The 23,775-nt window shown below is 67.0% G+C and carries 23 protein-coding genes; 11 read left to right on the forward strand and 12 right to left on the reverse strand.

The annotated features are described in order from the left end of the window. The first annotated feature begins 156 nt into the window (after positions 1-156). The 5 genes from ACTJKQ_RS06830 (at position 157) to ACTJKQ_RS06850 (ending at position 3,959) form a co-directional block, all read left to right on the forward strand. Positions 157-951 (forward strand): GntR family transcriptional regulator, encoded by a 795-nt coding sequence (locus ACTJKQ_RS06830; RefSeq protein WP_099731604.1) that lies wholly within the window; start codon positions 157-159, stop codon positions 949-951. Next, the gene (locus tag ACTJKQ_RS06835) at positions 948-1,769 is read left to right on the forward strand and encodes a transporter substrate-binding domain-containing protein (protein ID WP_056057032.1); all 822 of its coding nucleotides are present in this window, start codon (positions 948-950) and stop codon (positions 1,767-1,769) included. The genes ACTJKQ_RS06830 and ACTJKQ_RS06835 overlap by 4 nt, the downstream gene beginning before the upstream one ends. A gap of 68 nt (positions 1,770-1,837) precedes the next feature. Beyond that, positions 1,838-2,512 carry an amino acid ABC transporter permease gene (locus ACTJKQ_RS06840; RefSeq protein WP_099731602.1) on the forward strand — a complete coding sequence of 225 codons (675 nt, stop codon included), beginning with the start codon at positions 1,838-1,840 and terminating at the stop codon, positions 2,510-2,512. A 6-nt stretch (positions 2,513-2,518) separates the two neighbouring features. Beyond that, positions 2,519-3,172, forward strand: coding sequence for an amino acid ABC transporter permease (locus tag ACTJKQ_RS06845; protein ID WP_056057035.1), 654 nt, complete (start codon positions 2,519-2,521; stop codon positions 3,170-3,172). Then, complete coding sequence (locus ACTJKQ_RS06850; protein WP_313771893.1) at positions 3,156-3,959, forward strand: amino acid ABC transporter ATP-binding protein; 804 nt, start codon at positions 3,156-3,158, stop codon at positions 3,957-3,959. Before ACTJKQ_RS06845 ends, ACTJKQ_RS06850 begins: the two co-directional genes overlap by 17 nt. Before the next feature lie 131 nt (positions 3,960-4,090). Here the strand turns inward: ACTJKQ_RS06850 and ACTJKQ_RS06855 are convergent, their stop codons facing one another. Continuing rightward, positions 4,091-4,459 (reverse strand): EF-hand domain-containing protein, encoded by a 369-nt coding sequence (locus ACTJKQ_RS06855; protein ID WP_056057038.1) that lies wholly within the window; start codon positions 4,457-4,459, stop codon positions 4,091-4,093. A gap of 316 nt (positions 4,460-4,775) precedes the next feature. Here ACTJKQ_RS06855 and ACTJKQ_RS06860 point away from each other — a divergent pair, with 316 nt between their 5' ends. Both ACTJKQ_RS06860 and ACTJKQ_RS06865 read left to right on the forward strand, forming a co-directional pair. Next, a complete protein-coding gene (locus ACTJKQ_RS06860; protein ID WP_056057040.1) occupies positions 4,776-5,216 on the forward strand; it encodes a hypothetical protein in 441 nt (146 codons plus the stop codon). A 260-nt stretch (positions 5,217-5,476) separates the two neighbouring features. Continuing rightward, positions 5,477-6,046 carry a cob(I)yrinic acid a,c-diamide adenosyltransferase gene (locus tag ACTJKQ_RS06865; RefSeq protein ID WP_099731601.1) on the forward strand — a complete coding sequence of 190 codons (570 nt, stop codon included), beginning with the start codon at positions 5,477-5,479 and terminating at the stop codon, positions 6,044-6,046. A gap of 200 nt (positions 6,047-6,246) precedes the next feature. Here the strand turns inward: ACTJKQ_RS06865 and ACTJKQ_RS06870 are convergent, their stop codons facing one another. The 4 genes from ACTJKQ_RS06870 to ACTJKQ_RS06885 all read right to left on the reverse strand — a co-directional run bounded on the left by ACTJKQ_RS06870 (position 6,247) and on the right by ACTJKQ_RS06885 (position 11,245). Further along, on the reverse strand, positions 6,247-6,669 hold the full coding sequence (locus tag ACTJKQ_RS06870; protein ID WP_015011965.1) for a hotdog fold thioesterase: 423 nt from the start codon (positions 6,667-6,669) through the stop codon (positions 6,247-6,249). Positions 6,670-6,920: 251 nt separating this feature from the next. Beyond that, on the reverse strand, positions 6,921-8,072 hold the full coding sequence (locus ACTJKQ_RS06875; RefSeq protein ID WP_056057691.1) for an ABC transporter substrate-binding protein: 1,152 nt from the start codon (positions 8,070-8,072) through the stop codon (positions 6,921-6,923). 199 nt (positions 8,073-8,271) lie between these two features. After that, a complete protein-coding gene (locus tag ACTJKQ_RS06880) occupies positions 8,272-9,813 on the reverse strand; it encodes an acetyl-CoA hydrolase/transferase family protein (RefSeq protein ID WP_440596407.1) in 1,542 nt (513 codons plus the stop codon). A gap of 142 nt (positions 9,814-9,955) precedes the next feature. Next, on the reverse strand, positions 9,956-11,245 hold the full coding sequence (locus ACTJKQ_RS06885) for a solute carrier family 23 protein (RefSeq protein ID WP_440596408.1): 1,290 nt from the start codon (positions 11,243-11,245) through the stop codon (positions 9,956-9,958). Positions 11,246-11,376: 131 nt separating this feature from the next. Here ACTJKQ_RS06885 and ACTJKQ_RS06890 point away from each other — a divergent pair, with 131 nt between their 5' ends. Further along, entirely contained in the window at positions 11,377-12,123 is a 747-nt protein-coding gene (locus ACTJKQ_RS06890) for a zf-TFIIB domain-containing protein (RefSeq protein WP_192419472.1), read from the forward strand. 37 nt (positions 12,124-12,160) lie between these two features. Here ACTJKQ_RS06890 and ACTJKQ_RS06895 read toward each other — a convergent pair whose 3' ends face one another. Next, positions 12,161-12,547: a hypothetical protein gene (locus tag ACTJKQ_RS06895; RefSeq protein ID WP_288851726.1), complete on the reverse strand. Its 387-nt coding sequence runs from the start codon at positions 12,545-12,547 to the stop codon at positions 12,161-12,163. A gap of 175 nt (positions 12,548-12,722) precedes the next feature. Between ACTJKQ_RS06895 and ACTJKQ_RS06900 the strand changes: the two genes are divergently transcribed. After that, a complete protein-coding gene (locus ACTJKQ_RS06900; protein ID WP_440596409.1) occupies positions 12,723-13,634 on the forward strand; it encodes a class I SAM-dependent methyltransferase in 912 nt (303 codons plus the stop codon). A 100-nt stretch (positions 13,635-13,734) separates the two neighbouring features. Here the strand turns inward: ACTJKQ_RS06900 and ubiM are convergent, their stop codons facing one another. The 4 genes from ubiM to ACTJKQ_RS06920 all read right to left on the reverse strand — a co-directional run bounded on the left by ubiM (position 13,735) and on the right by ACTJKQ_RS06920 (position 17,556). Then, positions 13,735-15,021, reverse strand: coding sequence for a 5-demethoxyubiquinol-8 5-hydroxylase UbiM (ubiM, locus tag ACTJKQ_RS06905; RefSeq protein WP_440596410.1), 1,287 nt, complete (start codon positions 15,019-15,021; stop codon positions 13,735-13,737). Between the two features lie 179 nt (positions 15,022-15,200). Further along, positions 15,201-15,632: a hypothetical protein gene (locus tag ACTJKQ_RS06910; RefSeq protein WP_056057054.1), complete on the reverse strand. Its 432-nt coding sequence runs from the start codon at positions 15,630-15,632 to the stop codon at positions 15,201-15,203. 167 nt (positions 15,633-15,799) lie between these two features. After that, positions 15,800-16,696: an alpha/beta fold hydrolase gene (locus ACTJKQ_RS06915; protein WP_440596411.1), complete on the reverse strand. Its 897-nt coding sequence runs from the start codon at positions 16,694-16,696 to the stop codon at positions 15,800-15,802. A gap of 248 nt (positions 16,697-16,944) precedes the next feature. Beyond that, complete coding sequence (locus ACTJKQ_RS06920) at positions 16,945-17,556, reverse strand: TetR/AcrR family transcriptional regulator (protein WP_056057057.1); 612 nt, start codon at positions 17,554-17,556, stop codon at positions 16,945-16,947. Positions 17,557-17,662: 106 nt separating this feature from the next. Between ACTJKQ_RS06920 and ACTJKQ_RS06925 the strand changes: the two genes are divergently transcribed. Next, on the forward strand, positions 17,663-19,735 hold the full coding sequence (locus ACTJKQ_RS06925) for an acetoacetate--CoA ligase (RefSeq protein WP_440596412.1): 2,073 nt from the start codon (positions 17,663-17,665) through the stop codon (positions 19,733-19,735). An 88-nt stretch (positions 19,736-19,823) separates the two neighbouring features. Here the strand turns inward: ACTJKQ_RS06925 and ACTJKQ_RS06930 are convergent, their stop codons facing one another. Further along, positions 19,824-20,822, reverse strand: coding sequence for a Bug family tripartite tricarboxylate transporter substrate binding protein (locus tag ACTJKQ_RS06930; protein ID WP_440596413.1), 999 nt, complete (start codon positions 20,820-20,822; stop codon positions 19,824-19,826). Between the two features lie 94 nt (positions 20,823-20,916). After that, positions 20,917-22,869, reverse strand: coding sequence for an AMP-binding protein (locus ACTJKQ_RS06935; RefSeq protein ID WP_440596414.1), 1,953 nt, complete (start codon positions 22,867-22,869; stop codon positions 20,917-20,919). 272 nt (positions 22,870-23,141) lie between these two features. Between ACTJKQ_RS06935 and pssA the strand changes: the two genes are divergently transcribed. Continuing rightward, positions 23,142-23,768 carry a CDP-diacylglycerol--serine O-phosphatidyltransferase gene (pssA, locus tag ACTJKQ_RS06940; RefSeq protein WP_056057700.1) on the forward strand — a complete coding sequence of 209 codons (627 nt, stop codon included), beginning with the start codon at positions 23,142-23,144 and terminating at the stop codon, positions 23,766-23,768. Positions 23,769-23,775: the final 7 nt, after the last annotated feature.

The raw sequence follows: 23,775 nt of genomic DNA on the forward strand, positions 1-23,775 counted from the left end.
CACCACATCCATGCACCAGCATCCCTTTGGTTCAGGCTAGCGCAGCCCCACGCATCGTTGCGGGGCAGGCTGCCCCATGGTGCACAGCCTCCGTGCGCCAGGCTGGTGCATTCAGCTTGTATACCAGTTGGCACGGAACCTGCGATACCGCAGGCAATGACCACCGCCACCGAGATCAGCAACCGCATCATCGAAGCCGTGATGGCGCAAAAGCTCGCGCCCGGCTCCCGCCTGGGCGAGCAGCAGCTGGCCATGCTGTTCGACTGCAGCCGCACCATCGTGCGCGAGGCGCTCACGCGGCTGGCCACACGGGGCATCGTCACCGTCAGTGCCCGGCGCGGCTGGTATGTGATCGAGCCGTCGCAGGACGAAGCGCGCGAGGCCTTTGAGGCGCGCCGCGTGATCGAGCTGGGCCTGCTGCACCAGCTCAAGGTGGTGGACAAGACGGCGCTGCGCCAGCTCAAGAGCCATCTGCAACGCGAAAAAGCCGCGCTGGCGGGCACCGATGTGGGCATGCGCAGCTTCTTGCTGGGAGACTTCCATGTGTGCCTGGCTGAATGCCTGGGCAACAGCCTGCTGGCCGACACGCTGCGCGACTTCACGGCGCGCACCACGCTCATTGCCATGCTCTACCAGTCATCGCACGATGCGGCTCAGAGCTGTGCCGACCATGTGCGCATCGTCGAGGCGTTGGAAGCGGGAGACATTGCCGGCGCCGAGGCACTCATGTCCGAGCACATCGGCACCGTGCAGTCGGCCCTGCGCCTGCAGGCCAGCAGCGACCCGCTGGCCGGGCTGCGCGACGCGCTGGCACCGGTGCGCAAGAGCCCCGCACCAACCACCGCACCAGCCCGCGCGCGCAAGCCCCGCGCCGCCACCAGTTCCATCCCCCCAGCGTCTGACCCAGACGCACCCGCCGACGCATCCACCTACCTAGGAGCCCTGCTATGACCACCGTCCGCACCGTCACTTCGTCCACCCGCCGCCTGACCCTGGGCGTGCTTGCCGCCACCGGCCTTGCAGCGGCCCTGATGGCACCTGCCGCCCACGCGCAGAACGCGCTGGACAACATCCTCAAGGCCAAGGAAATCAAGATCGCCATTCCCACCGACTACCCGCCCTACGGCTTTGTCGGCACGGACCTCAAACCCCAGGGGCTGGACGTGGAGATGGCCAACTACATCGGCACCAAGCTGGGCGTGAAGGTCGAGCTGATCCCCGTGACCAGCGCCAACCGCATCCCGTACCTGCAAACGCAGAAGGCTGACCTCGTGATCTCCACGCTGGGCAAGAACCCCGAGCGCGAGAAAGTGATCGACTTCACTGCGGCCTACGCACCGTTCTTCCAGGCCGTGTTTGCGAGCAAGAGCCTGAACATCAAGAGCTTTGCCGACCTGGCGGGCAAGACGGTGGCCGTGACGCGCGGCGCCATGGAAGACCAGGAGCTGGCCAAAGTCGCGCCTCCCGGCGTGGACGTGAAGCGCTTTGAAGACCACGCCGCCAGCATTGCGGCCTTTGTGTCGGGCCAGACGCAGGCCATTGCGACCAGCGCATCGACGGCGGGCACCATCATGGTCAAGAACCCCAACCTGGCCACCGAATACAAGCTGCTCCTCAAGGACAGCCCGAACTTCATCGGTGTGGCCAAAGGCGAAGACAAGCTGCGCCTGCGCGTGAACGAAATCATTGCCGAGGCCCGCAAGTCGGGCGACATCGACAAGCTGTCCAACAAGTGGCTGGGTCGTCCTGCGGGTGACCTGCCCCTGTGATGCGGCGCACAGGATGAATTGCTGAAACCCAAGGGCCTGCGGCGCGACAAGCGGCGCAGGGCACAAGCATGCTGATTGCGCTCGATTTTTCTGCCGTCTTCGCGTCGTGGCCGTTGCTGGTGCGCGGCGTGGTCTGGACCATAGCCCTCACCATCGTGGGCACCGTGCTGGGCCTGCTGCTGGGCACGGTCTGCGCCTGGGCGCGTGCGCGCAACCTGGGCCACCGGCCCACTGCGTTGCGCTGGGCCGTGGCCAGCTATGTGGAGCTGGTGCGCAACACGCCTTTCATCGTGCAGCTGTTCTTCCTGTTCTTCGGCCTGCCCGCGCTGGGGCTCAAGCTCTCGCCCGAGTTCGCGTCGGTCTTGGCCATGGTGATCAACCTGGGCGCGTATTCCGCCGAAATCATCCGCGCAGGCATCGAGGCCACGCCACGCGGCCAGATCGAAGCCGCGCACAGCCTGGCGCTGACGCCGGGCCAGACCTTCCGGCGCGTGGTGCTGCCGCCCGCGCTGCAAAAGGTGTGGCCTGCCATGGTCAGCCAGATCATCATCGTGATGCTGGGCTCGGCCGTGTGCGGCCAGATCTCCACGCCCGAGCTGAGCTACGCCGCCAACCTCATCTCCAGCAACACCTTCCGCGCCTTCGAGGCCTTCATCCTGGCCACTGCTGTGTACCTGGTGCTGTCGATGTTGACTCGTCGTCTGCTGATGTGGGTGGGGACCCGATTCTTGGTGGGGAGGTAAATCGAGATGGTTGAATTTTCCCTTTGGGACATCCTGCGCAACCTGCTGCTGGCAGCGCGCTGGACGGTGTCCCTGTCCCTCATCGCCTTCATCGGCGGTGGCCTGGTGGGCCTGGTGCTGCTGGTACTGCGCCTGTCCAAGGTCCGGGGCGTGGACCGCGCGGTGGGCGCTTATGTGCAGGTGTTCCAGGGCACGCCGCTGCTGATGCAGCTGTTCCTGGCCTACTTCGGCATTGCGCTGTTCGGTATCAAGACCTCGCCGTGGACGGCCGCTGCGGTGGCGCTCACGCTCTACACCAGTGCCTACCTCACAGAGATCTGGCGCGGCTGTGTGGCCTCCATCCCCAAGGGGCAGTGGGAGGCGGCGCAGAGCCTGGCGCTCAACTTCGGCGAACAGCTGCGCCATGTGGTGCTGCCGCAGGCGCTGCGCATCGCGGTGCCGCCCACGGTGGGCTTTCTGGTGCAGGTGATCAAGGGCACGGCGCTGGCTTCGGTCATCGGCTTTGTGGAGCTGACCAAGGCGGGCAGCATGATCTCCAACGCCACCTACAAGCCCTTCCTCGTCTACGCCTGCGTAGCGCTGCTGTATTTTGTTTTGTGCTTCCCGGTGAGCCTGGTGGCGCAGTCCCTTGAAAGGAAACTCCATGGCCATCGCCGCTGAAGCCTCCGCAACCCAACCCACCCCTGCGCACGACGGCATCGTGGTGGGTGAGCCGCCCATTGTGGACATCACTGCGCTGCGCAAGTCCTATGGCAGCAATGAAGTGCTCAAGGGCATCGACCTGAAAGTGCAGCGCGGCGAGGTCATCGCCATCATCGGCAAGAGTGGCTCGGGCAAGAGCACGTTGCTGCGCTGCGTGAATGGGCTGGAGGAGTTCCAGGAAGGCGCCCTCAGCGTCAACGGCCAGAAGCTGCTGCACGACAGCCCTGCCGCCATGCGCGCGCTGCGCCAGCAGGTGGGCATGATCTTCCAGAGCTTCAATCTGTTTCCGCACCTCTCTGTGGGCCGCAACATCATGCTGGCGCCCACGCTGGTGAAGGCGCGCGATGCCAAGGCGGCCGAGGCGCAGGCGCGTCAGCTTTTGGCGCGCGTGGGGTTGGCCGAAAAGTTTGACGCCATGCCCGACCAGCTCTCGGGCGGGCAGCAACAGCGCGTGGCCATTGCTCGCGCACTGGCCATGGAGCCGCAGGTGCTCCTGTGCGACGAGATCACCTCGGCGCTGGACCCTGAACTGGTGGGTGAGGTGCTGCGCGTGGTCGAATCGCTGGCGCAAGAAGGCATGACGCTGATGATGGTCACGCACGAGATGGCGTTCGCCCGCAAGGTGAGCGACCGTGTGATCTTCATGCACCAGGGGCGGGTGCATGAGCAGGGCACGCCTGCCCAGCTGTTTGGAAGTCCGCAGACGCCTGAGCTGCAGCAGTTTTTGTCATCGTTGCACGACTGAAATTCATTTGCTGCTGCTTGTACGCACAAAGGCCTGCCCACGCCCTGGAGTTCCAGCGCGGGCAGGCTTTGCGGTTTGGTAGTTGCGCCTACCCCGGCCTCTGGCTCAGGGCAGTTAAGCGTTGGGCAGGGTCAGGACTGCACCCCCTTGTCGAACTCGGCGCGGGACAGCGATCCGTTCTTGTCGGTATCGAGTTCCTTGAAACGTTGGCTGATGGCTGGCAGCGTGGCGGCCTCTTGCGCGCTCAGCTGACCGTCCTTGTTGGTGTCGGCCTTGTCAAATGCGGCGGCCGCTGCGGTGGAGACGCCGCCACTGCTGGGCCCCACAGAAAAAGGCGAGCCTGACTGTGCGGTGCTCTTGCTTGCGGGGCCAAATTGGGGAGGAGAGGAAGAGGAGGACGTCTGTGCCTGCAAGGCACCCACACCACCCAGAGAGAGGGCGGCGAAGAGCATCACGCTGCGTGTGTCGAACGAGTAGTGGCGTCGTTGCAGTGCTTTCATGGTGAGCCTGGCTCCTTGGAAGTTGAACAGGGTTGCATTGCACCGCAGCAAAGCGTGCCGCGCCAGCACTCTTGCCTGCTGTTGCCTCACTCTACATTTGCCAGCGCGGTGTAACGCGGCACGCCTGTTGTGTGTAGATGTCCGCACAGTTTGTAGCCAGACGCAAGCGTCCCCTGGTACGCGTTCACACCCCACATGCTCAGGCGCTTGGCCTGACCTGCAGGCCCGTGAACGTCCTACAAGCGGGGGCGGGGTGCGGCAAAACAATGCATCCAAGCATTTCGCTTGATCGCACGTTTTTCTGAAGGAGTTCTCCATGCAAAAGCAAACCGTCTTCGCCGCTCTGGCCGCATTGGCATGCACCGCTGCGCTGGCCCAGGCCCCCGCCAACAGCAATGCGCGCCCTCCGTCCGAGGTGAACCCTTCTGCATCCGGTGGTGCGGCGGCGTCCAAGGCACAAAACAAGGTGGACACGCGCAGCGCCAACAGCAGCGCCATGCCTGCCAACCCCGCAGCTGGCGACGGACGTGCGGCTCCGGTGGCCGAGATCAACCCCAGCGCTTCAGGCGGCAAGGCCGCAGCCAAGGCCGATGCACGCGTCAATGCGCGCCTGATGGACACCAACGGCGACGGCATGGTGTCGCGCCAGGAGTGGGACACCTACCACGCACATGCATGGGACACCATGAAGCCCACCAACGCTGGCGTATCCACAGCCGACATCGACAAGCTCAACCGCGCCCCCGCTGCGCATTGATCTCGCCGTACGCAGCGCCTTCATAGCGCTGCGCCGTCGCCCTGTGGCGCACCATGCTGTGTGCCACAGGGCGTGGGTTCGCGTAGCGGGCAGCTGCGGGTGGTGGGCAGTCTGTGCTCAGGGCGCAGTGCGTAGGGGATTGGAGGCGAAACGCTTGCACCCGCGTGGCGGTGGCGGAGAATTCGGGGCAGATTCACTGCGGTGGCTTGTGCCGCGCAGAAGATGGCATCCATCCTCCCGTTTCCTCATCAAGGCTCCCCATGGGCAACCGACTCACAGAAATCGCAACCCGCACCGGCGACGCAGGCACCACCGGCCTGGGCAACAACCAGCGTGTCTCCAAGAACAGCTTGCGCATTCACGCGATGGGGGATGTGGATGAACTCAACTCGCACATCGGCCTGTTGCTGTGCGAGCCGTTGCCCGATGAAGTCCGCACCTTGCTGGTCGAGGTGCAGCACCAGTTGTTCAACCTGGGAGGCGAGCTGTCGATCCCGGGCTTTGAATTGCTCAAGGCGGAAGCAGTGCTGGCATTGGACCAAGCCCTGGCCCACCACAACGCCGCGCTGCCGCGCCTGCAGGAGTTCATCCTGCCCGCGGGCACCCGCGCCGCGTCACAGGCGCACGTGTGCCGGACCGTGGCCCGCCGCGCCGAACGCGCCGTGGTCGCCCTGGGCAACGAAGAGGCCCTGAACGACGCGCCGCGCCAGTACCTCAACCGCCTCTCCGACCTGATGTTCGTGCTGGCCCGCGTGCTCAACCGCATGGATGGCGGTGATGACGTGTACTGGAAAAGCGAGCGCCTGGCCCAGCAAAACGCTACAGAATAGATAGCTATCAGCGCATATTCTTCTAGCGCTTAGGGTCGATTTCATCACAAACACCCCCACAGCCTTTGCCACGGGCGCGTCCCCAGGCCAGGACCGCCGCGCAAGGGCCGCCCCGCCGCGCTGGCGGTGTCCCCCTTCCCGGATCGCGCTAGCGATGCGAGAGAAGGGGGAAGGCGCGAAGCGCCTCAGGGGGATGCCCACTAGCGGGGTGCGAGGATCGCCATCGTCAGCCGCGACACACAGGTCAGCTCACCCGCTTCGTTGTGCAGATCGATGTGCCACACATGTGTGGTGCGGCCGATGTGCACCGGCTTTGCCGTGCCGGTTACCCAGCCGCTGGTGGCAGAGCGCAGGTGGTTGGCGTTGATGTCCAGGCCCACGGCGCGGTAGCCCTCCGGCAGGGCGTAGTAAGCGCCGGTGGAGCCCATGGACTCGGCCAGCACCACGCTGACACCGCCGTGCAGCAGGCCAAAGGGCTGGATGGTGCGGTGGTCTACCGGCACCCGGGCGCGCAGAAAGTCGTCACCCACCTCGACAAACTCAATGCCCAGGTGCTCTACGGCAGTGTTGCGGTTGGCGGCCTTCAGCAGGGCCAGGTCGATGGGTTTTTTCCAGATGGGCATGGTGGTCACGGGGCAGGGCCTAGTCAGTGCAAGCCGCTGATTGTGCCAATGCCTGTGGTCCCGCCCTGTGCCGCAGGCGCCTAGGAGCCTGTCCGACTTGGAAGTCGTCGGCTGCGAATCGGCCGCAGCGGTCCATTTTTTACCGTCTTTTTGCCCCATAGCTGGGCTATGGGTCTGCAAATCCGGCAAAAACTGTCCTCGCTGGGGCCGATTCTCGCTATCGACGCTCCAAGTCCGACAGGCTCCTAGCCTCAGCCCACAAACTTCCCGTTGGCGCCCATCACCCCCAGGTCCAGAAAACGCGAGCCCACATACGGCGCGCCGCTGGCGTAGTCGATGGACAGGCCGCCCAGGTCGTTGCTGCGGATGCCTGCGAGGGCGTTGCGCAGCTTGGCGCGGGTCAGGTCGCGGCCGGCGCGCTCCAGGCCCTCGGCCAGCACGCGGGCGTTCACATAGCCTTCAAAGCTGCGGGCCGAGAACTCCTGGTAGCCCAGTGCGCGCATGGCCTTCTGGTAGTCGCGCACCACGGCAAAGCTGGTGCGGGCCGCGTCGGGCAGCACCATCGACAGTGCAATGCCCGAGGCCTTGCCACCGAGCTGACGCAGGTTGTCGCCCGACAGCGCCACGCTGGTGGCGGCCAGCGGCGTGCTGGGCGACACTTTCTTGAACTCGTTGACCAGCGTGGCGGTGATGTCGCCCGCCGTGCCCAGCAGCACGGCGTTGGGCTTGGCAGCCACGGCCTTGCCCACCACATCCGCCACCTGGGCGCCTTGGGCGTCGAGCTTGAAGGCTTTGGGTGCGGGCTGCTTGGCGGCGGCCATGGCCTTGGTCACATCGGCCAGAAACTCGCGGCCAAAGGCGGTGTCCTGGTACACGACGGCCAGCTCGGTGATGCCCATGGACACCAGCTTTTGCGCCAGGCGCTGGGCTTCGTCGGTGTAGCTGGCGCGCACGTGGAACACCGAGCGGTACTCGGCCTTGCGCAGCGAGGTGGCGCCGCTTTGCGGGGCCACGTAGGGGATCTGCGCCTCGTCCACCAGCGGCAGGATGCGCTGGTTGTTGGCCGTGCCCATGCAGGAGATCAGCGACACCACGTTGGCATCGGCAATCAGCTTGCGCACATTGTCTTCGGAGCGCGCGGCGTCATAGCCGTCGTCCATGGCCAGCAGCTTGATCTCGCGGCCGTGGATGCCCTTGGCGTTGGCCTGGGCCAAGCCTGCGTCCAGCCCCTGCTTGAGTTCCTTGCCCAGGCTGGCCAGCGCGCCGGTCGTTCCCAGCGAGCAGCCAATGGTCACGCTCTTGGCGTCCATGGGGTCTTGCACGCCCACGGCGCGCGACGAGGGGGCAAGCAGCAGGCCGGCGCTGGCGGCCACGAGGGATTGGGTGAACTGACGGCGTTGCATGGTCAAAAAACTCGCAGACAAAATGCCACCAGCCCCGCATGGGGGCTGGTGGGGGTGGACAGGGGGAGGTCGAAAGACCTAGGGTTAACCCTGATTTTATCTGCGCAGGCTGGCAATTGGCTGTCAAAGGCTCCGGCAGGGCCTGGCGCGCGCGCCGCGTCCCCTTGTGCCGAATTTGCCCTTTGTGGCCCTTATGCCCTTATGCCGCGCTGGCCGGGCCCGCTGGCGCGCGCATGCTGCCCGTCTCCACATACCGCTGGTGCCACGACAAGGCCTCGTTCAGCAGGTGCGGCGTGTGCTGGCCCACGGCGCCCCGTTTGGCGCGGGCCACATAGTCGTGCAGTGCGGGGCGGAAGTCCGGATGCGCGCAGCGGTCGATGATGATGTCGGCGCGCTGTGTGGGCGAGTGGCCGCGCAGGTCGGCCAGGCCTTGTTCGGTGACGAGGATCTGCACATCGTGCTCGGTGTGGTCCACATGCGAGGCCATGGGCACGATGCATGAGATGCTGCCGTTCTTGGCCAGCGACGGCGTCATGAAGATCGACAGGTAGGCATTGCGCGCAAAGTCGCCCGAGCCGCCAATGCCATTCATGATGGCCGAGCCCATCACGTGCGTGGAGTTCACGTTGCCATAGATGTCGGCCTCGATCATCCCGTTCATTGCGATCAGGCCCATGCGGCGGATCAGCTCGGGGTGGTTGCTGATCTCCTGCGGGCGCAGCACGATGCGCTGCTTGTAGAAGTCGATGCGCTCGTTGAAGTCCTGCATGGCCGCCGGGCTCAGCGACAGCGCCGTGGCCGATGCGCTGGCCAGCTTGCCCGAGCGCAGCATGTCCAGCATGCCGTCCTGCAGCACCTCGGTGTAGGCCGTGAGGTTGTCGAACGGGCCGTTGTTCAGCCCCGCCAGCACCGCGTTGGCGATGTTGCCCACGCCCGACTGCAGCGGCAGCAGGTCTGCGGGCAGGCGGCCCTTTTTCACCTCGTGCTGCAGGAAGTCGATGATGTGGCCCGCGATGCGGTTGGAGGTGTCATCGGGCGCGGCGTAGACGCTGTTGCGGTCGGGCTGGTTGGTCATCACCACCGCAATCACCTTGTTCGGGTCGCAGCGCAGGTAGGGCTCGCCAATGCGCTCATCAGGCCGTGTCATGGGGATCGGCTTGCGGTGCGGCGGCCGGTCGGTGCCGTAGTAGATGTCGTGCATGCCCTCCAGCTGCGGGTTGTGCCAGGCATTCACCTCCAGGATGACCTTGTCGGCCTGGTCCAGCCAGGTCTTGTTGTTGCCCACCGAGGACGAGGGGATCAGGCGCCCGTCGGGCAACACGCCCGCCACCTCGACCACCGCCACATCCAGCTTGCCCAGAAAGCCGAACCACACAAACTGCGCCACGTGCGACAGGTGGATGTCCACGTACTGCATCTGCCCCGCATTGATCTGGCGGCGCACCGTGGGGTCGGACTGGTAGGGCAGGCGCATCTCGATGCCGTCCACCTGGGCCAGCGCGCCGTCCAATTCGGGTGCGGTGCTGGCGCCTGTCCACAGCCCGATCTTGAAGCCATGGCCCTGCGCGTTCAGGCTTTCGATGCGGCGGGCCAGCGCGCCCGGCACAGCCTTGGGGTAGCCCGCGCCGGTGAATCCGCTCATGCCCACATGGGCGCCGGCAGGGATCAGGGCGGCCGCTTCATCGGCGGACATGGTGCGGGGGAGAAAGTCGGGGTACAGCACCCGATCGGCCAAGGACATGAACAAACTCCGCAAAAAGAAAAAGGCCACCCGCCCGGTGAGCGGATGGCCCTGTGGACAAAACCCAGGATGCTAGCCTTCGTTCCTTACAAATTAAGGGTTAACCCTTACAAATGCGGTTCAGCCTGGCCACATCCACAGATTACGCCGCTTTGCGGTTGAGCAGCGCGTACAGCAGGATCGCCCCGAACGTGGCGGTGCCGATGCCGCCCAGCGCAAACTGGCCGAACTTGAGCGTGAAGTCGCCCGTGCCCAGGATGAGGGTGATGGCCGCGACGATGAGGTTCTTGTTCTTCGAAAAGTCCACCTTGTTGTCCACCCAGATCTTGGCGCCCGCCACCGCGATCAGGCCAAACACCACGATGGACACGCCGCCCATCACCGGCAGCGGAATGGTCTGGATCAGTGCGCCGAACTTGGGGGAAAAGCCCAGCACCAGCGCAAACACACCCGCCAGCAGGAACACGGCGGTGGAATAGATCTTGGTCGCCGCCATCACGCCGATGTTCTCGGCATAGGTGGTCACGCCCGTGCCGCCTGCGCTGCCACTGACCATGGTGGCAATGCCGTCACCGATGAACGCGCGGCCCATGTAGCGGTCCAGGTTCTGGCCGGTCATGGCCGTCACGGCCTTCACGTGGCCCAGGTTCTCGGCCACCAGGATGATGGCCACGGGCGCAATCAGCAGCATGGCATTGCCGCTGAACTGCGGGGCCGCAAAGTTCGGCAGGCCAAACCACGCAGCGTTGGCCAGTGCGGTCAGGTCCATGGGCTTGCCCAGGCCCAGGCCGTTGGTCAGCACTGCATAGATGATGCTGGCCACGATCAGCCCCACCAGGATCAACAGGCGCTGCACCATGCCGCGCGTGAGCACGGCCACCAGGCCTACGCTCACAAAGGTCACCACCTGCATCCAGCTGTCAAAGTTGCTGGCCGCCATGTTCTTGATGGGAATGCCCGCGAGGTTCAGCCCGATCACCGCCACCACCGAGCCGGTGACCACGGGCGGCATGAAGCGCTCGATCCAGCCCGTGCCAATCGCCTGCACCAGCGCTCCGATGAGCGTGTAGACGAGGCCACACGCAATGATGCCGCCCAGCGCCACGCCGATGTTGGCATTGGCCCCTTGGCCCGCATAGCCCGTGGCCGCAATCACCACGCCAATGAACGCAAAGCTGGAGCCCAGGTAGCTGGGCACCTTGCCGCCGGTGACGAGGAAGAAGATCAGCGTGCCGATGCCGCTCATCAGGATGGCCACGTTCGGGTCAAAGCCCATCAGGATGGGCGCCAGCACCGTGGCGCCAAACATCGCAATCACGTGCTGCACGCCCATCACCGCCGTCTGCGGCCAGGGCAGCCGCTCGTCCGGCGCGATCACGCCGCCTTGTTGCAACACATCAGCGCTTTTCACACGCCAGTTCATGAATCCCATGTGGTTGTTCCTTGTGGTTGAGGCGCGAATGCTAGTGGATGCGGCCAGGGTGGGGGACGAGCATCCCGGGCGGGTTACGATGCCCCCGCCCCCGCGAGGCACCCCGCACCGTTGCCCAGACCCTCACTGCCATGTTTCCTGCACCCACTTGCCCCTCGTGCCGCCAACCCATGCAGGCACACCGCTTTGCCAGCAACCTGGGCGATTCGCTGGAGCTGGACATCTGCTTTGCCTGCCAGGGCCTGTGGTTTGACCGGCACGAGAACCTCAAGCTCACGCCCCAGTCCGTGGTCGAGCTGTTTCGGCTGCTGCACGAGCACCGTGTGGACCAGCACCAGGCCCTGGCCGAGAGCATGGCCTGCCCGCGCTGCAACACCAGCCTGGCCAAGGGTTACGACGTGGTGCGCAGCGGCCGCTACATGGTGTACCGCTGCGGGCGACAGCATGGGCGCTTCAGCACTTTCTCGTCCTTCATGGTCGAAAAAGGCTTTGTGCGCCACATGACGCGCCCCGAGATCGACGACCTGGCCAAGCGCGTGGGCGCCATCTATTGCACCAGCTGCGGCGCGCCAGTGGACATCCGCAAAGACCACGCCTGCCCCTATTGCCGTGCCGCGTTCTCCCTCATCGACCCCCAGGCCGTGTTGCGCGCCATGGAGGGCTATGCCGCCGCGAGCGCCAAGGCACCAGCGGCGCCGGCATCGCCCGTGGACATTGGCGACGCCCTGGTGGCCCTGGAGCGCGACCGCACCCGGGCCGAGCGGGAGCGCCAGAAGCGGGCGTTCACCACGGCCAGCAGCGACGCCAATGACAGCTCGTTCACCGGAGACCTGCTGGCCGCCGGGGTGGCGCTGGTGTGGGCGCTGGTGAAGGACTGATCTGTGCGGCGGCGGGGCGCCCTGATGCATCGACAAGCTAGTTCCTCTTCCTCTCCTTCTCCAACCTGTTCAACGCGTACCCCGTGAACAACTGGTGGGTGGGGCCGGACATCGCGATGACCGGGATCAATTCCTTGCCGTAGCGCGGAAATACCAGAAACAGGGCGACGTAGAGCAGGGGCCAGCATCCCGCCACCAAGTCTCTCCATGCAAACAATCGGGCAAAGGCTTCAATGCCCTGCGGCGGCCGCACCAGCCATTGGTGGGTCAGTGCTGTCCGATGCAGGATGCCGAGCTGGTAGGCGCGCCAGAACAGGAAGACAGCCAATCCTAATGGCAGCAGGATGTGAAAGAAGAGCGTGAGCCAAAACCAAATCATCGGACGGAGGGTGAGCGGTTGTACTGAGGTGTTTTTGGTGGACATCAGGGATCTCGTCAAGCAATGTTTTGCCACCGCATGCGGCGCGGGGTCGTGTCCCCCGTAGCGCTGTGGGTTTGCGATACGTCACGCCGGGCCGAGCGGCTCCCTTCACAATGGGGTACTGAAGGCCCTTGAAACTCACTGACCGTGGCATGCGCCACAGGAGAAGGAGAGACCCGTGCCCCCGTCCCTTGTGCCCGCGCGCCCAGCGCCTCCCGCCGCGCGCCGCGCCCCTCGTGCGCAAGCCGCATCGTCCTGCCTGCTGGCCGAGGCCCAGTTGCCTGCCGTGCCCAGCACGCTGCTCATCCCCCTTGCTGCGCGAGCACACGGGGCGCAGTATTTTCCTTGGCTGGCCTGCCAGGACGCAGTTGCCATGCAGGTTCTGGCGGCGCTGGGCGCCGACGTGAGCGCCTACCTGGATGACTTGTCCACGGTGCTTAATGTGTTGTGGCGCACGCGCGCCATCAAGGAACTGGGGCAGGAGTTCTTTGCGCGGCATCCGAGTGCATTGGGGGCCAATTTGGGGTGTGGACTCACGCACTATTTCCAGTGGCTGGACACGGGCACCAACCACTGGCTGGATGCTGACCTCCCCCCGGTGATGGCGCTGCGCAAGCCCCTGTTGCCGCCGCAGTGCCCGCGCATGCGCCATGCCGATCTGGACCTGTCGCAAACCGGCTGGTGGCAGCGGCTGGGGCTGCCCACGCAGCGCAGCGCCACGCCGGTGCTGCTGTTGTGCGAAGGCGTGCTGATGTACCTGCCACCCGCGCAGGTGCATGCCGTGCTGGCCGAGTTTGCGCAGCACGCGCCACCGGGCTCGCGCATGGTGCTGGATGTGATGACGCGCCAGGCCGTGGGTTGCGCGGCCCGCCACGCCAGCGTGGGGCCTACGGGCGCGGAGTTTCGGTGGGGTGTCGGCCGCATGGCAGAGCTGGCGGCCGTGCACCCGCGCCTGCACCTGCTGCGCGAGCAAAGCGTGGCGGAGGGCTACGGCTGGGCCGGTATTGCCATGGACATGTGGTGGCGCCCCTGGCTCGGTGCGCCGCTGTATGGCCTGGCCACGCTGGGGGTAAGGGGCGGCCCCCCCTAAGCCGCTTCGCGTCTTCCCCCTGAGGGGGACGCCACCGGTGGCCTGGCACAGCCAGTTCCACGGTGGCGCTGGCGTGGGGCGCGCCCGTTGCAGAGGTTGGCTACGGCCTGAGCGTCAGTGCGCGCATCCATTGGGGCGCCTTGCCCGTCAGCTGCCCCACGATGGCCGCCTGCAGCGGTGGCAGGCGCCGCGCGCCCTGCAGCACCAGTTGCCGCAGCAGGCGGGGCACCGGGCGGGCGTCGGTGTACAGGCGCACGATGGCGTTGGTGCCCTGGTAGATGGGCCAGGCGTGGCGGTGGTGGCCCTGGGCGTAGGGGGCCAGGGCGTCGGCGCTGCCAATGTCCTGCCCGCGCTGGCGGGCGCTGACCAGCGCGGCCGTGAGCCGCTCCACCCCCGCCAGCCCCAGGTTGTAGCCATGCGCCGTGACCGGGTGCATGCCCACGGCGGCGTCGCCCAGCAGCGCGCAGCGGTGGCCCGCAAAGCGCTGGGCATACACGGCCACCAGCGGGTAGGCATGGCGCTCGCCCACCAGCGCCATGGGTCCCAGCCGGTCGTTTAACTGGGCCTGCACCTGGGTGGCAAAAGCCTCGGGGCTTTGGGCCATCAGCGCGGCGGCGTCGGCCGCGCCCGCCGTGACCACCACCGAGCACAGCGCTTGTCCAGTCTGTGGGTCATCGGGCAGGGGCAGCACGGCCAGTGTGCGGTCGTAGCCAAAACATTCGTGCGCCACGTTGCCGTGGGGCAGTGCGTGGCGCATGCGGCAGACGATGACGGTGCGGCCAAAGTCGGTCATGTCCGCGCCAAGGCCCAGTTGGCGGCGCGTGGCCGAGAAGCGGCTGTCGGCGGCCACCAGCAACGGGGCCGTGAGGCGCTGGGGCGTGGCGTGGTCGCCAGGGCCCGTGTGGGAGGGCACGCAGTCCAGCTCGGCATGGCCGGGCAGCGCGGCCACGCGGGTGACCTGGGTGCCGGTGAGCAGGCGCACGCCCGGGGTGCTCGCAGCCACCGCGTAGGCCGTGCGCCGCAGCGCGTGGTTGGGCACGATGAAGCCCAGGGCGCCGGGAGCTGACACATCGCCGTGGGTGCCGCTGGCCGCGTTCAGTTGCAGCGCGCTGTGGCGGCCCAGCGGGCCGTCGTGCACCTGGGCCTCGGCAATCTGGCCCACCTCGTGGTCGGCCAGATGCGCCCAGCTGCCCAGCCGCTGCAATGTTGCCCGGCTGGGGTGGGTGAGGGCGATTTCGCGGCCGTCAGGTGCGGGCTGGGCCAGCGCGCGGTCGCCCTGCTGCTCCACCACGGTGGCGGTGAACCCGGCCTGCGCCAGGGAGATGGCCAGCGACAGGCCCGCCGGGCCTGCGCCGACGATGAGCACGTCGCTGTGGTGGGTGGTCATGGCGGGATGAATACAGGGTGACAAGGGGCCCGCCCCGGGTCGGGGAGGCCGCGCGCCATTGTGGGCGGGCGGGTCTGGGCACGCTTTGCCCTGCGTCAAGCCATGGCGTGGTGGTGCTATCTAATTAATAGCTGCTCAGGCATATGGTTCTAGCGCCTGGGGGCTAAAACAATCGAAATTCAGTCTCTGGCTGCCTTGCGCGGGGTTTTGCTGGACTTCTTTTTGGCCGGGCCTGCCTTCTTGCCGCGCAGGTGCAGCACCCAGGTGACCAGCAGCCACAGGTAGCCCGCCGGGATGCTGTACGCCGCAAAAGCCGCCAGCGACAGTGGTGGTGCGGTGATGGAGCGCGGGTTGGCAATGGTCTCCAGCAACTGGCGCGTGCCGGTGCCCAGCGTGGGCGTGGCGTGCTGGCTGCCCGAGCGGGCCATGAGGGCGCCCATGAAAGTGAAGAACTCCATCAGCAGCGCGCCGATCAGAAAACAGGCCAGCAGGGCCATCAGCTGTGCAAACGCCCGCCGGTTGCCCTTGGCCAGGAACACGATCGCCGACACCAGCCACAGCGCGGGCAACAACAGGACCAGGGCGGGCCAGGCGGACAGGAGAGTGGACATGGGAGACACGGCAGGTAGCAACAGGCAGCAGGGGCCGCTGGTGCGGGCACCAGCGATTCATCGGCAGGGCGCCTCCAGGAAGGCGGTCGAGTGCGGATGATAGAGGCTGCCTGTTTCCGGCTGATTCCTGCGGGTCGCGCGACCTGTCTGCCACCGCCGGCCGGCGCTTACGCCGCCACAAAGTCGGCCACGGCCTGCAGCACCTCCGCCTGCTGCAGGATCTTGCGGTGCCCCAGCCCCTCGGTGGCCAGCAGCGCGGCACCCGGAATGTGGTCGCGGTAGGCCTCGCCATCGGCAAAGCGGTTGATGCGGTCGCCCCGGTCGTGCACCACCAGCGTGGGCAGTGCAATGCGCGGGCCCACTGCGGGGGGCTCGAACTGTCGCATCAGGATGCCCTCGCGCGCCTCGATGCGCCGCTGCATGGCGGCGCGGGTGCGCTCGGACAGGCCGAACACCTGTGCGAACAGGCGCGTGTATTCATGTGGCGAAGCAGGCGGCGCCAGCAACACCAGGCGCCCGGTGGCCAGACCCCGGCTGGCCGCGTGGGCCGCTGCGTTGGCCGCCAGCGAATGGGCCACCACGGCGTGGGGCGCCGAGTCCTGTGCGTGCAGGCGGGCCGTGGTGTATTCGATGGCGCGGGCGAACTGCGGCAGATTGCTCACGCGGCCCCGGCTGCTGCCATGCGCGGGCAGGTCCACCAGCACCGGGCGCAGGCCGCGCGCGGTCAGGGCGTCGGCCAGCGGCAGCATCTGGCGCGCATGCCCGCCCCAGCCGTGCAGCAGCAGCACCGTGGGGCCGTTCGGCTGGGCCTGGGGCAGGTACAGCGTGATCTCGGCGTCTTCAAACGCCAGGCGCTCCGTGCGCCAGTGGCCTGGTGGCACGGCGTTGCGGCCGGGTTTGCGCAAGGGCAGGGGCGTGCCAAACAGGCGGTAGGCCGCGCGCACGGCCAAGGTGGGCCACAGTCGTTCGGCCGTGCCCAGCGCTGCACGCAGAAGCCGCATGCCGGGGTGCTCGCCGTAGAAGCTGGACGTGGCCTGCAGCGCGGCGGATGGGGAGGTGTTCATGGTGGGACTCCAGGAGGGAGATGGGGGTAGATGGGGGAGGTGGACCGGGCGGACGGTCAGTAAAAGATCCAGTCCCGGTTGCTGCGCGGGAGGCTGGTGAGGGTGCTGCGCAGCGACCGGATGGCGCCCACTGCGGCCGCAATGGCGGCAATGCCCAGGATGATCAACATGGTGGCTCCTTTCTTCGCACGGTTGTGCGAAATTGGGGCATAAAAAAACAAGAGCACTCCCTGGCACGCCACCGCGTATCAAGCGGGGGAGGGGAGGTAACTCTTGACGAGGCGCGCCCAGGACGCCTCGGTGCGTGCCACTGCCTGCGGATCGCGCAGGAAGCGAACGTCGTGCAACAAGCCCATGATCAGGCCATAGATCTCGCCCACCAGCTGGTCGGGGGATGTGTCGGCCGCCAGGTGCCCGGCCTCGATGGACTGGATCACGGTGCGGCGCAATGCGGCGCGCCAGCGGGTGATTTCAGCGTGCAGCAGGTCGCGCAGCTCGCCCTCGCGGTCGTCCAGCTCGAAGGCGCCTGCGGTGTAGATGCAGCCCGTGAAGGCCTCCACGTCGCGCGTGCGGGCAATCCAGCGGCGCAGGATCTCCTGCAGGCGCGGCAGGCCCTTGGGCTGCTGCATGGCGGGTACGAACACGTCGGCCAGAAAGCGGCGGCCAAACTCCTCGATCACCGCTTTTTGCAGCGCCTCGCGCGAGCCGGCCCGCGAGAACACGCCGCTCTTGGACAGGCCCACGCGGTCCGCCACGGCCTGCAGCGTGATCGACTCCAGCCCCTCGGCCGCAGCCAGGTCCAGCGCCGCGCCGACGATGGCGGCGCGGGTGAGTTCGGCTTTCTGGGTTTTGGCGTCCATGGGCGCAATTTAGCACGATTGTGCGAAACAAGGCAATCCCCGCGCTGTCAACCGGGCGACGGGTGTGGCTGGCCTCTGCCGGGCGCCGCTGGTACGCTGCGTCGCCATGGAGACAACACACAACACCCCGCCCTACATTCCCCAGATCCGCCTGTACCAGAACTGGCTGCGCGACCAGCGCGGTCTGCAGTTCGACAGCTACGACGCGCTGTGGCGCTGGTCCACTACCGACCTCGACGCCTTCTGGCAGAGCATCTGGGACTACTTCCAGTTGCAGTCGCCCACGCCCCACACGGCCGTGCTGGCGAAGAACACCATGCCCGGCGCGTTGTGGTTCCCTGGCGCCCAGGTCAACTACGCACGCCAGGCGCTGCGGCATGTGGATGCCGCCCACGCGGCGGGCCTGCCCGCCATCATCAGCCGCAACGAAAAGGGCCAGCACCGCGAGCTGAGCTGGCCCGAGCTGCGCCGCCAGGTCGCGTCGCTGGCGTTGCACCTCAAGGCCCAGGGCGTGATGCCCGGCGACCGCGTGGCCGCCTACCTGCCCAACGTGCCCGAGGCCATGATCGCCTTTCTGGCCACCGTGAGCATCGGCGGTGTGTGGAGCATCTGCGCGCCGGACATGGGCACGCACGCGGTGCTCGACCGCTTCCGCCAGATCGAGCCCAAGGTGCTGATCGGCGTGGACGGCGTGAGCTACGGCGGCCGCGACCACGACCGCCGCTCCGTGCTGGCCGAGCTGCGCGAGGCCCTGCCCAGCGTGCAGCACGCGGTGCTGCTGGGCAATCTGGATGCTTCTGTTTCAATAGCTGGCTGGGCAAGCTGGACTACCGCTACCGCCCAAAACGATGCAGAAACGGCGGCCTTCGAGCCGATGTGGCTGCCGTTTGACCACCCTCTGTGGATCGTCTACTCCAGCGGCACCACCGGCCTGCCCAAGCCCATCGTGCACGGCCACGGCGGCACGGTGCTGGTGGCGCTGCAGCTCAAGGTGCTGCACAACGACATCGGCTGCAGCTACGAGGCCAACAGCTTTGGCGAGCGCTACCACTGGTACAGCTCCACCGGCTGGGTGATGTGGAACGCGCAGCTCAGCGGCCTGCTGTCGGGCACCACCTGCGTGATCTACGACGGCAACCCCGGTGGCAGCAAGGACCACCCCGACTGGGGCGTGCTGTGGCGCTTTGCGGCCGAGACGAGCGTGACCTTCTTCGGCGCGGGCGCGGCGTTCTTTGCCAACTGCATGAAGGCGGGCATCACGCTGGCCGACTATGGCGACCTCACGCGCGTCCGCGCGCTGGGCACCACCGGCTCGCCGCTGTCGCCCGAGGTACAGCAGTGGGGCACGGCGCAGTTCGAGGCCATTGGCACGCATGACATCTGGTGGAACAACATCTCCGGGGGCACGGACTTTTGCGGCGCCTTCATCGGCGGCAACCGCGAGATGCCGCAGGTGCCCGGCGAGATGCAATGCCGCATGCTGGGCGCTGCCGTGGAGTCGTGGGACGCCGAGGGCCGCCCCGTGCAGGACGCGGTGGGCGAGCTGGTTTGCGCGCAGCCCATCCCGTCGATGCCTTTGTTTCTGTGGGGCGACAAGGACGGCAGCCGCTACCTGTCGAGCTACTTCGACATGTACCCCGCAGGCCACGGCCGCCAGCCCGGCGGTGGCGATGGACCCGCGAGCATGGGGGCAGTCTGGCGGCATGGCGACTGGCTCAAGATCGGCGCCAACGGCGGCTGCGTGATCTATGGCCGCTCTGACGCCACCATCAACCGCCACGGCCTGCGCATGGGCACGAGCGAGATCTACAGCGCGGTCGAATCGCTGCCCGAGGTGCTCGACAGCCTGGTGGTGGACCTGGAGTACCTGGGCCGCGAGAGCTACATGCCGCTGTTTGTGGTGCTGCGCCCCGGCTACGCGCTGGACGATGGCCTGCGCGCGCGCATCAATGGCGCGGTGCGCACGGCGCTGAGCCCGCGTTTTGTGCCCGACGACATCTTTGCCGTGGCCGAGGTGCCGCGCACGCTGAGCGGCAAGAAGCAGGAGCTGCCCATCAAGAAACTGCTGCTGGGCCAGCCCATCGAAAAGGTGGTCAACAAGGACGCGATGGCCAACCCGGGGTGTCTGGACTGGTATGTGGCGTTTGCGGCGCAGCGGGCGAGTGCGCTCCAAAAATAATAGCTGCTAGCGCTTATTCAATAAGCGCTAGCGCCCTGTTTGAATGCAAGGGTTCGTGCGGCACCGAGGCGCGCTGCGCCTCAGGGGGTCAGTCCAGCTTCGCGCCCGATGCCTTGATCAGCCGCTCCCACACCGGGCGCTCCTTGTTCATGGCTGCGGTGAACAAAGCCGGTGAGCTTTTTTGCACGTCAAAGCCCATGGCCGTGATGCGCTGGGCCACATCGGGATGTTCGGTGGCTTTGCGGACTTCGGCCGCAACGCGCTCCAGGATGGCGGGCGGTGTGCCTGCGGGGGCTCCAAACGCCAGCCAGCCCGCCACGCGGTAGGCCTCGTCGTTCAGGCCCTGTTCGCCCAGCGTGGGCACGTTGGGCAGCGTGCCCATGCGGCGCTCGCCGCTCACGCCAATGGCCTTGAGCTTGCCGGCGTCGATGTGCGCCTTGACCTGCAGTGCACTCGCAAAAGCAATCTGGATCTGCCCGCCCAGCAGGTCCTGCACCATGGGCGCCTCACCCCGGTAGGCCACGTGGCTCATGTCGGCGTTTTGCGACTGGCTCATGTACGCGCCGGCCAGGTGCGGGTAGGCACCCGTGCCGTACGACCCGTAGGCCACCTTGCCTTTGTTGGCGGCGATGTACTTCAGCAGCTCAGGCCCCGTGGCCACCGGCACGCTGGGGTGGGCCACCAGCACCAGGGGCGCGATGGCGATCTGGTAGATGGGCGCGATGTCCTTCTCCGGGCTGTAGGGCAGCTTGGTGTACAGGAACTGGTTGGTGAGCATGGAGTTGCTCAGCGCCAGCAGCAGGGTGTAGCCGTCCGGTGCGGCCTTGGCCACCGCGTCGGTGCCGATGATGCCGGCCGCGCCAGGCTTGTTGTCGATGACCATGGGCTGGCCCAGGCCCACGGCCATCTTCTCGGCCAGCACGCGCGCCAGCACGTCGGTGGCGCCGCCGGGGGCGAAGGGCACCACCACCTTGATGGGCTTGTTGGGGTAGGCGGCCTGCGCCCAGGCGGCGGTGCCGGTGCAGGCGGTGGCAGCGGCCAGCGCGGCAGCGCCGAGCCAGCAACGGCGGGTCAGGGGGAAGGGCATGCGTTGTCTCCTGTCGTGGCTATTAGCAATGAGAAATCGAACGGGCTCCACCAGACATGGTGGTGGGCCGGAGCCTGGCTGTCACGCCATGGGCTTATGCGGTCTGGGGGCTCCCTGGGGCGGGGCCGGTGGTGACGCGCACGGTGAGGGGCAGGGGCGCAAGCACTTCGCGCAGGCGGGCCTGCAGCGCGTCGGTGTCTGGGCCCGGGGCCACGGTCACGCGCACGGCGTTGTCGCCCTCGGGCTGTACCTGGGGACGGAGGCCGTCCGTGGCTTGTCCGCACACCCCATCGACCAGCGCCTGCACCGTGTGGCAGGCCGCGCGCTGGCGCAGATCGGGCTTGTAGATCTTGCCCACGTTGGTCACGGGCATGGTCTGCAGCACCTGCACCCAGCGCGGGCGGGCCACGGCCTCGTCCACGCGTTCGGCGGTGAAGGCCAGCAGTTCGGCCTCGGTCACAGCCGGTGCACCGGGCACCAGCGTGGCGTAGACCACGGGCAGCTCGCCCGCATAGGCATCGGGGGCGCCCACGGCGGCGCACAGCTGCACGGCGGGGTGGGCGCCCAGCGCGTCCTCGATTACCTTGGGGTCGATGTTGTGGCCGCTGCGGATGATGAGGTCCTTGGAGCGGCCACTCAGGTGCAGGCGGCCCTGCTCATCCACAAAGCCCAGGTCGCCCGTGGCCAGCCAGCCATCGGGCGTGAACGCCTTGGCCGTGTCGGCTGCATCCAGAAAGCCGGAGAACAGGTTGGGCGACTGGAACAGCACCATGCCCGGCTGGCCGGGCGGCAGGTCCTGGTCGGACGCGTTGCCCTGCGCATCCAGCGCCACCACGCGCAGCTGGGTGTACGGCAGCCGCCAGCCCACGCAGCCTGCGGGCGCGTTGACGCCCGGTGGGGTGATGGTGGAGATGCCCGCCATCTCCGTCATGCCCAGGCTTTCGTGGATGTGCAGGCCAAACAGGCGCTCAAACCGCGCCGCCAGCTCGGGCGCCAGGATGGCCGCGCCGGTGCGGCAGTAGCGCAGCGTGGCAATGTCGGCCCCGTCCAGCGGCACGTTGGCCAGCGCCGCCAGCACCGTGGGCACGGCTGAGAGGTAGGTGCAGCGGTAGCGCTCCACCAGCCGCCAGTAGTTGGCAATCACCTCGCGGTTGCGGAACAGGCCGGTGGTGGGGATGATGGTCTCCACCCCTGCAGACAGCGCCGCCAGCGAGCCGGGCAGCACGCCCGCCACATGGAACAGCGGGTAGCCGTTGATGCCCACGTCCTCGGGCCGTATGCCCTGCATCTGCACGCTGCCCCAGGCGGTGAACACCTGCGCGCCGTGGCTGTGGCGCGCCAGCTTGGGCGCACCCGTGGTGCCGCCGGTGTGGAAGTACGCGGCGATGTCGCTGGCCACAATGCGGCGGCCGCTTACCAGGTGGTCGCCAGGGTGCTGGTGGCGCGCGGCCAGGTCGAGCACGCCTGGGGGCAGGGCGGGCGTGGTACCCGTTGCCTCATCGTGCGGGGCTACGCGCAGCACCGTGGTCAGGGTGGGTACCAGGGCGTGCAGGCGCAGGGCCTTGCTCCAGTAGCCCAGGTCGCCCTCGCAGCCGTAGGCAATCAGCACCTTGGCCCGGGCCAAGGTCATCATGGCCGCGATCTTCTTGTCGGTGAGCATGGGGTTGAGCGGCTGCACGATGCCCGCCGCCTCGCCACCCCACAGGGCCAGGTGGTATTCCAGGCAGCCGGGCAGCAGCACGGCCACGGCGTCCTGCGGGCCCACGCCCAGGTGGTGCAGCAGGTTGGCCGTCTGGTGGATGCCGGTGAGCAGCTGCGCATACGACCAGCGGATGGGCTCGGCAGCCGGGTCGGCGGTGGGCAAAAAGGCCAGCGCCGTCTTGTCGCCAAACGCCGCCGCCGAATTCACAAAAATTTCGTAGGTGCTTTGCACCGGTAGCGCCTCGGCCAGGGGGCGGGCTTCGAGCCGTTCCACATCCTGCAGGCTGCGCACCGGGGCACCCGGGGCAAAAGGACTGTGCAGGGGGGGCAACGAGGGGTGGCGCATGGGGTTGTCTCGGGTCTTGTAGGGAATCAGGTCGGTCACCGATGGAGCACATATGCGGCGTCGTCCTACCTGGCGGCCGTCGCCGCTTGCCCACAGTCTGTCCGTGTGCCAGCGCAAAAGCAGTCACGCAGATGTCAGGGCAGGTTTTCAGGGCATACAGGCGATCCGCTGCGCGATGGACAACAGGCGCTTGACGCGCCGGTGGCGCTGCAGCACACCCATAATGGACCTTGTTGATTGCCACTGCGCGCCCCGCTGCGCGCCTTTACTTCATGAACACACCGCAGCCGCCCAAACGTTTTTCGATGATCCGTGAGTTCCACCTGGCCGACTGGTTCACGCTGGGCAACGCGGTCTGCGGCGTGGGCGCGCTGTTCTCGGTCATGTCGTACCTGGAGACCAGCAATGTGGTGCATGTGTACTTTGCATGTGCCCTGGTGCTGGCCGCGCTGATCTTTGATGTGCTGGACGGCCGCATCGCCCGCTGGCGCCAGAAAAGCTCGGCCATGGGCCGCGAGCTGGACTCGCTGGCCGACGTGATCTCGTTTGGCGTGGCCCCGGCCATCATTGCCTATGGCTGCGGCATGCAGGGCCTGTACGACCGCATTGTGCTGGCCTACTTCGTGGCCTGCGGCGTGTCGCGCTTGGCGCGCTACAACGTCACGGCCGAAACCCTGTCGGGCGACGACGGCAAGGTCAAATACTTCGAGGGCACCCCCATCCCCACCTCCATCGTGCTGGTGGGCCTGCTGGCCCTAGCCGCCTGGCTGGGCGCCGTGCGCGAGAACCTGTGGTTCGGCAAGCTGCTGATCGGCGGCTTCACGCTGCATCCGCTGGTGCTGCTGTTTGCGGTGTCGGGGTCGCTGATGATCAGCCGGATTCGCATTCCGAAGCTCTGAGCCGCTG

It is taken from the genome of Acidovorax sp. 22279 (genome assembly GCF_052045435.1).
Lineage (GTDB): Bacteria > Pseudomonadota > Gammaproteobacteria > Burkholderiales > Burkholderiaceae_C > Acidovorax > Acidovorax delafieldii.

Bases quoted from the DNA above. Each gene is read 5' to 3' on its own strand.
- ACTJKQ_RS06830 (WP_099731604.1), top strand. From the start codon at position 157: ATGACCACCGCCACCGAGATCAGCAACCGCATCATCGAAGCCGTGATG.
- ACTJKQ_RS06835 (WP_056057032.1), top strand. From the start codon at position 948: ATGACCACCGTCCGCACCGTCACTTCGTCCACCCGCCGCCTGACCCTG.
- ACTJKQ_RS06840 (WP_099731602.1), top strand. From the start codon at position 1,838: ATGCTGATTGCGCTCGATTTTTCTGCCGTCTTCGCGTCGTGGCCGTTG.
- ACTJKQ_RS06845 (WP_056057035.1), top strand. From the start codon at position 2,519: ATGGTTGAATTTTCCCTTTGGGACATCCTGCGCAACCTGCTGCTGGCA.
- ACTJKQ_RS06850 (WP_313771893.1), top strand. From the start codon at position 3,156: ATGGCCATCGCCGCTGAAGCCTCCGCAACCCAACCCACCCCTGCGCAC.
- ACTJKQ_RS06855 (WP_056057038.1), bottom strand. From the start codon at position 4,459: ATGAAAGCACTGCAACGACGCCACTACTCGTTCGACACACGCAGCGTG.
- ACTJKQ_RS06860 (WP_056057040.1), top strand. From the start codon at position 4,776: ATGCAAAAGCAAACCGTCTTCGCCGCTCTGGCCGCATTGGCATGCACC.
- ACTJKQ_RS06865 (WP_099731601.1), top strand. From the start codon at position 5,477: ATGGGCAACCGACTCACAGAAATCGCAACCCGCACCGGCGACGCAGGC.
- ACTJKQ_RS06870 (WP_015011965.1), bottom strand. From the start codon at position 6,669: ATGCCCATCTGGAAAAAACCCATCGACCTGGCCCTGCTGAAGGCCGCC.
- ACTJKQ_RS06875 (WP_056057691.1), bottom strand. From the start codon at position 8,072: ATGCAACGCCGTCAGTTCACCCAATCCCTCGTGGCCGCCAGCGCCGGC.
- ACTJKQ_RS06880 (WP_440596407.1), bottom strand. From the start codon at position 9,813: ATGTCCTTGGCCGATCGGGTGCTGTACCCCGACTTTCTCCCCCGCACC.
- ACTJKQ_RS06885 (WP_440596408.1), bottom strand. From the start codon at position 11,245: ATGGGATTCATGAACTGGCGTGTGAAAAGCGCTGATGTGTTGCAACAA.
- ACTJKQ_RS06890 (WP_192419472.1), top strand. From the start codon at position 11,377: ATGTTTCCTGCACCCACTTGCCCCTCGTGCCGCCAACCCATGCAGGCA.
- ACTJKQ_RS06895 (WP_288851726.1), bottom strand. From the start codon at position 12,547: ATGTCCACCAAAAACACCTCAGTACAACCGCTCACCCTCCGTCCGATG.
- ubiM (WP_440596410.1), bottom strand. From the start codon at position 15,021: ATGACCACCCACCACAGCGACGTGCTCATCGTCGGCGCAGGCCCGGCG.
- ACTJKQ_RS06910 (WP_056057054.1), bottom strand. From the start codon at position 15,632: ATGTCCACTCTCCTGTCCGCCTGGCCCGCCCTGGTCCTGTTGTTGCCC.
- ACTJKQ_RS06915 (WP_440596411.1), bottom strand. From the start codon at position 16,696: ATGAACACCTCCCCATCCGCCGCGCTGCAGGCCACGTCCAGCTTCTAC.
- ACTJKQ_RS06920 (WP_056057057.1), bottom strand. From the start codon at position 17,556: ATGGACGCCAAAACCCAGAAAGCCGAACTCACCCGCGCCGCCATCGTC.
- ACTJKQ_RS06925 (WP_440596412.1), top strand. From the start codon at position 17,663: ATGGAGACAACACACAACACCCCGCCCTACATTCCCCAGATCCGCCTG.
- ACTJKQ_RS06930 (WP_440596413.1), bottom strand. From the start codon at position 20,822: ATGCCCTTCCCCCTGACCCGCCGTTGCTGGCTCGGCGCTGCCGCGCTG.
- ACTJKQ_RS06935 (WP_440596414.1), bottom strand. From the start codon at position 22,869: ATGCGCCACCCCTCGTTGCCCCCCCTGCACAGTCCTTTTGCCCCGGGT.
- pssA (WP_056057700.1), top strand. From the start codon at position 23,142: ATGAACACACCGCAGCCGCCCAAACGTTTTTCGATGATCCGTGAGTTC.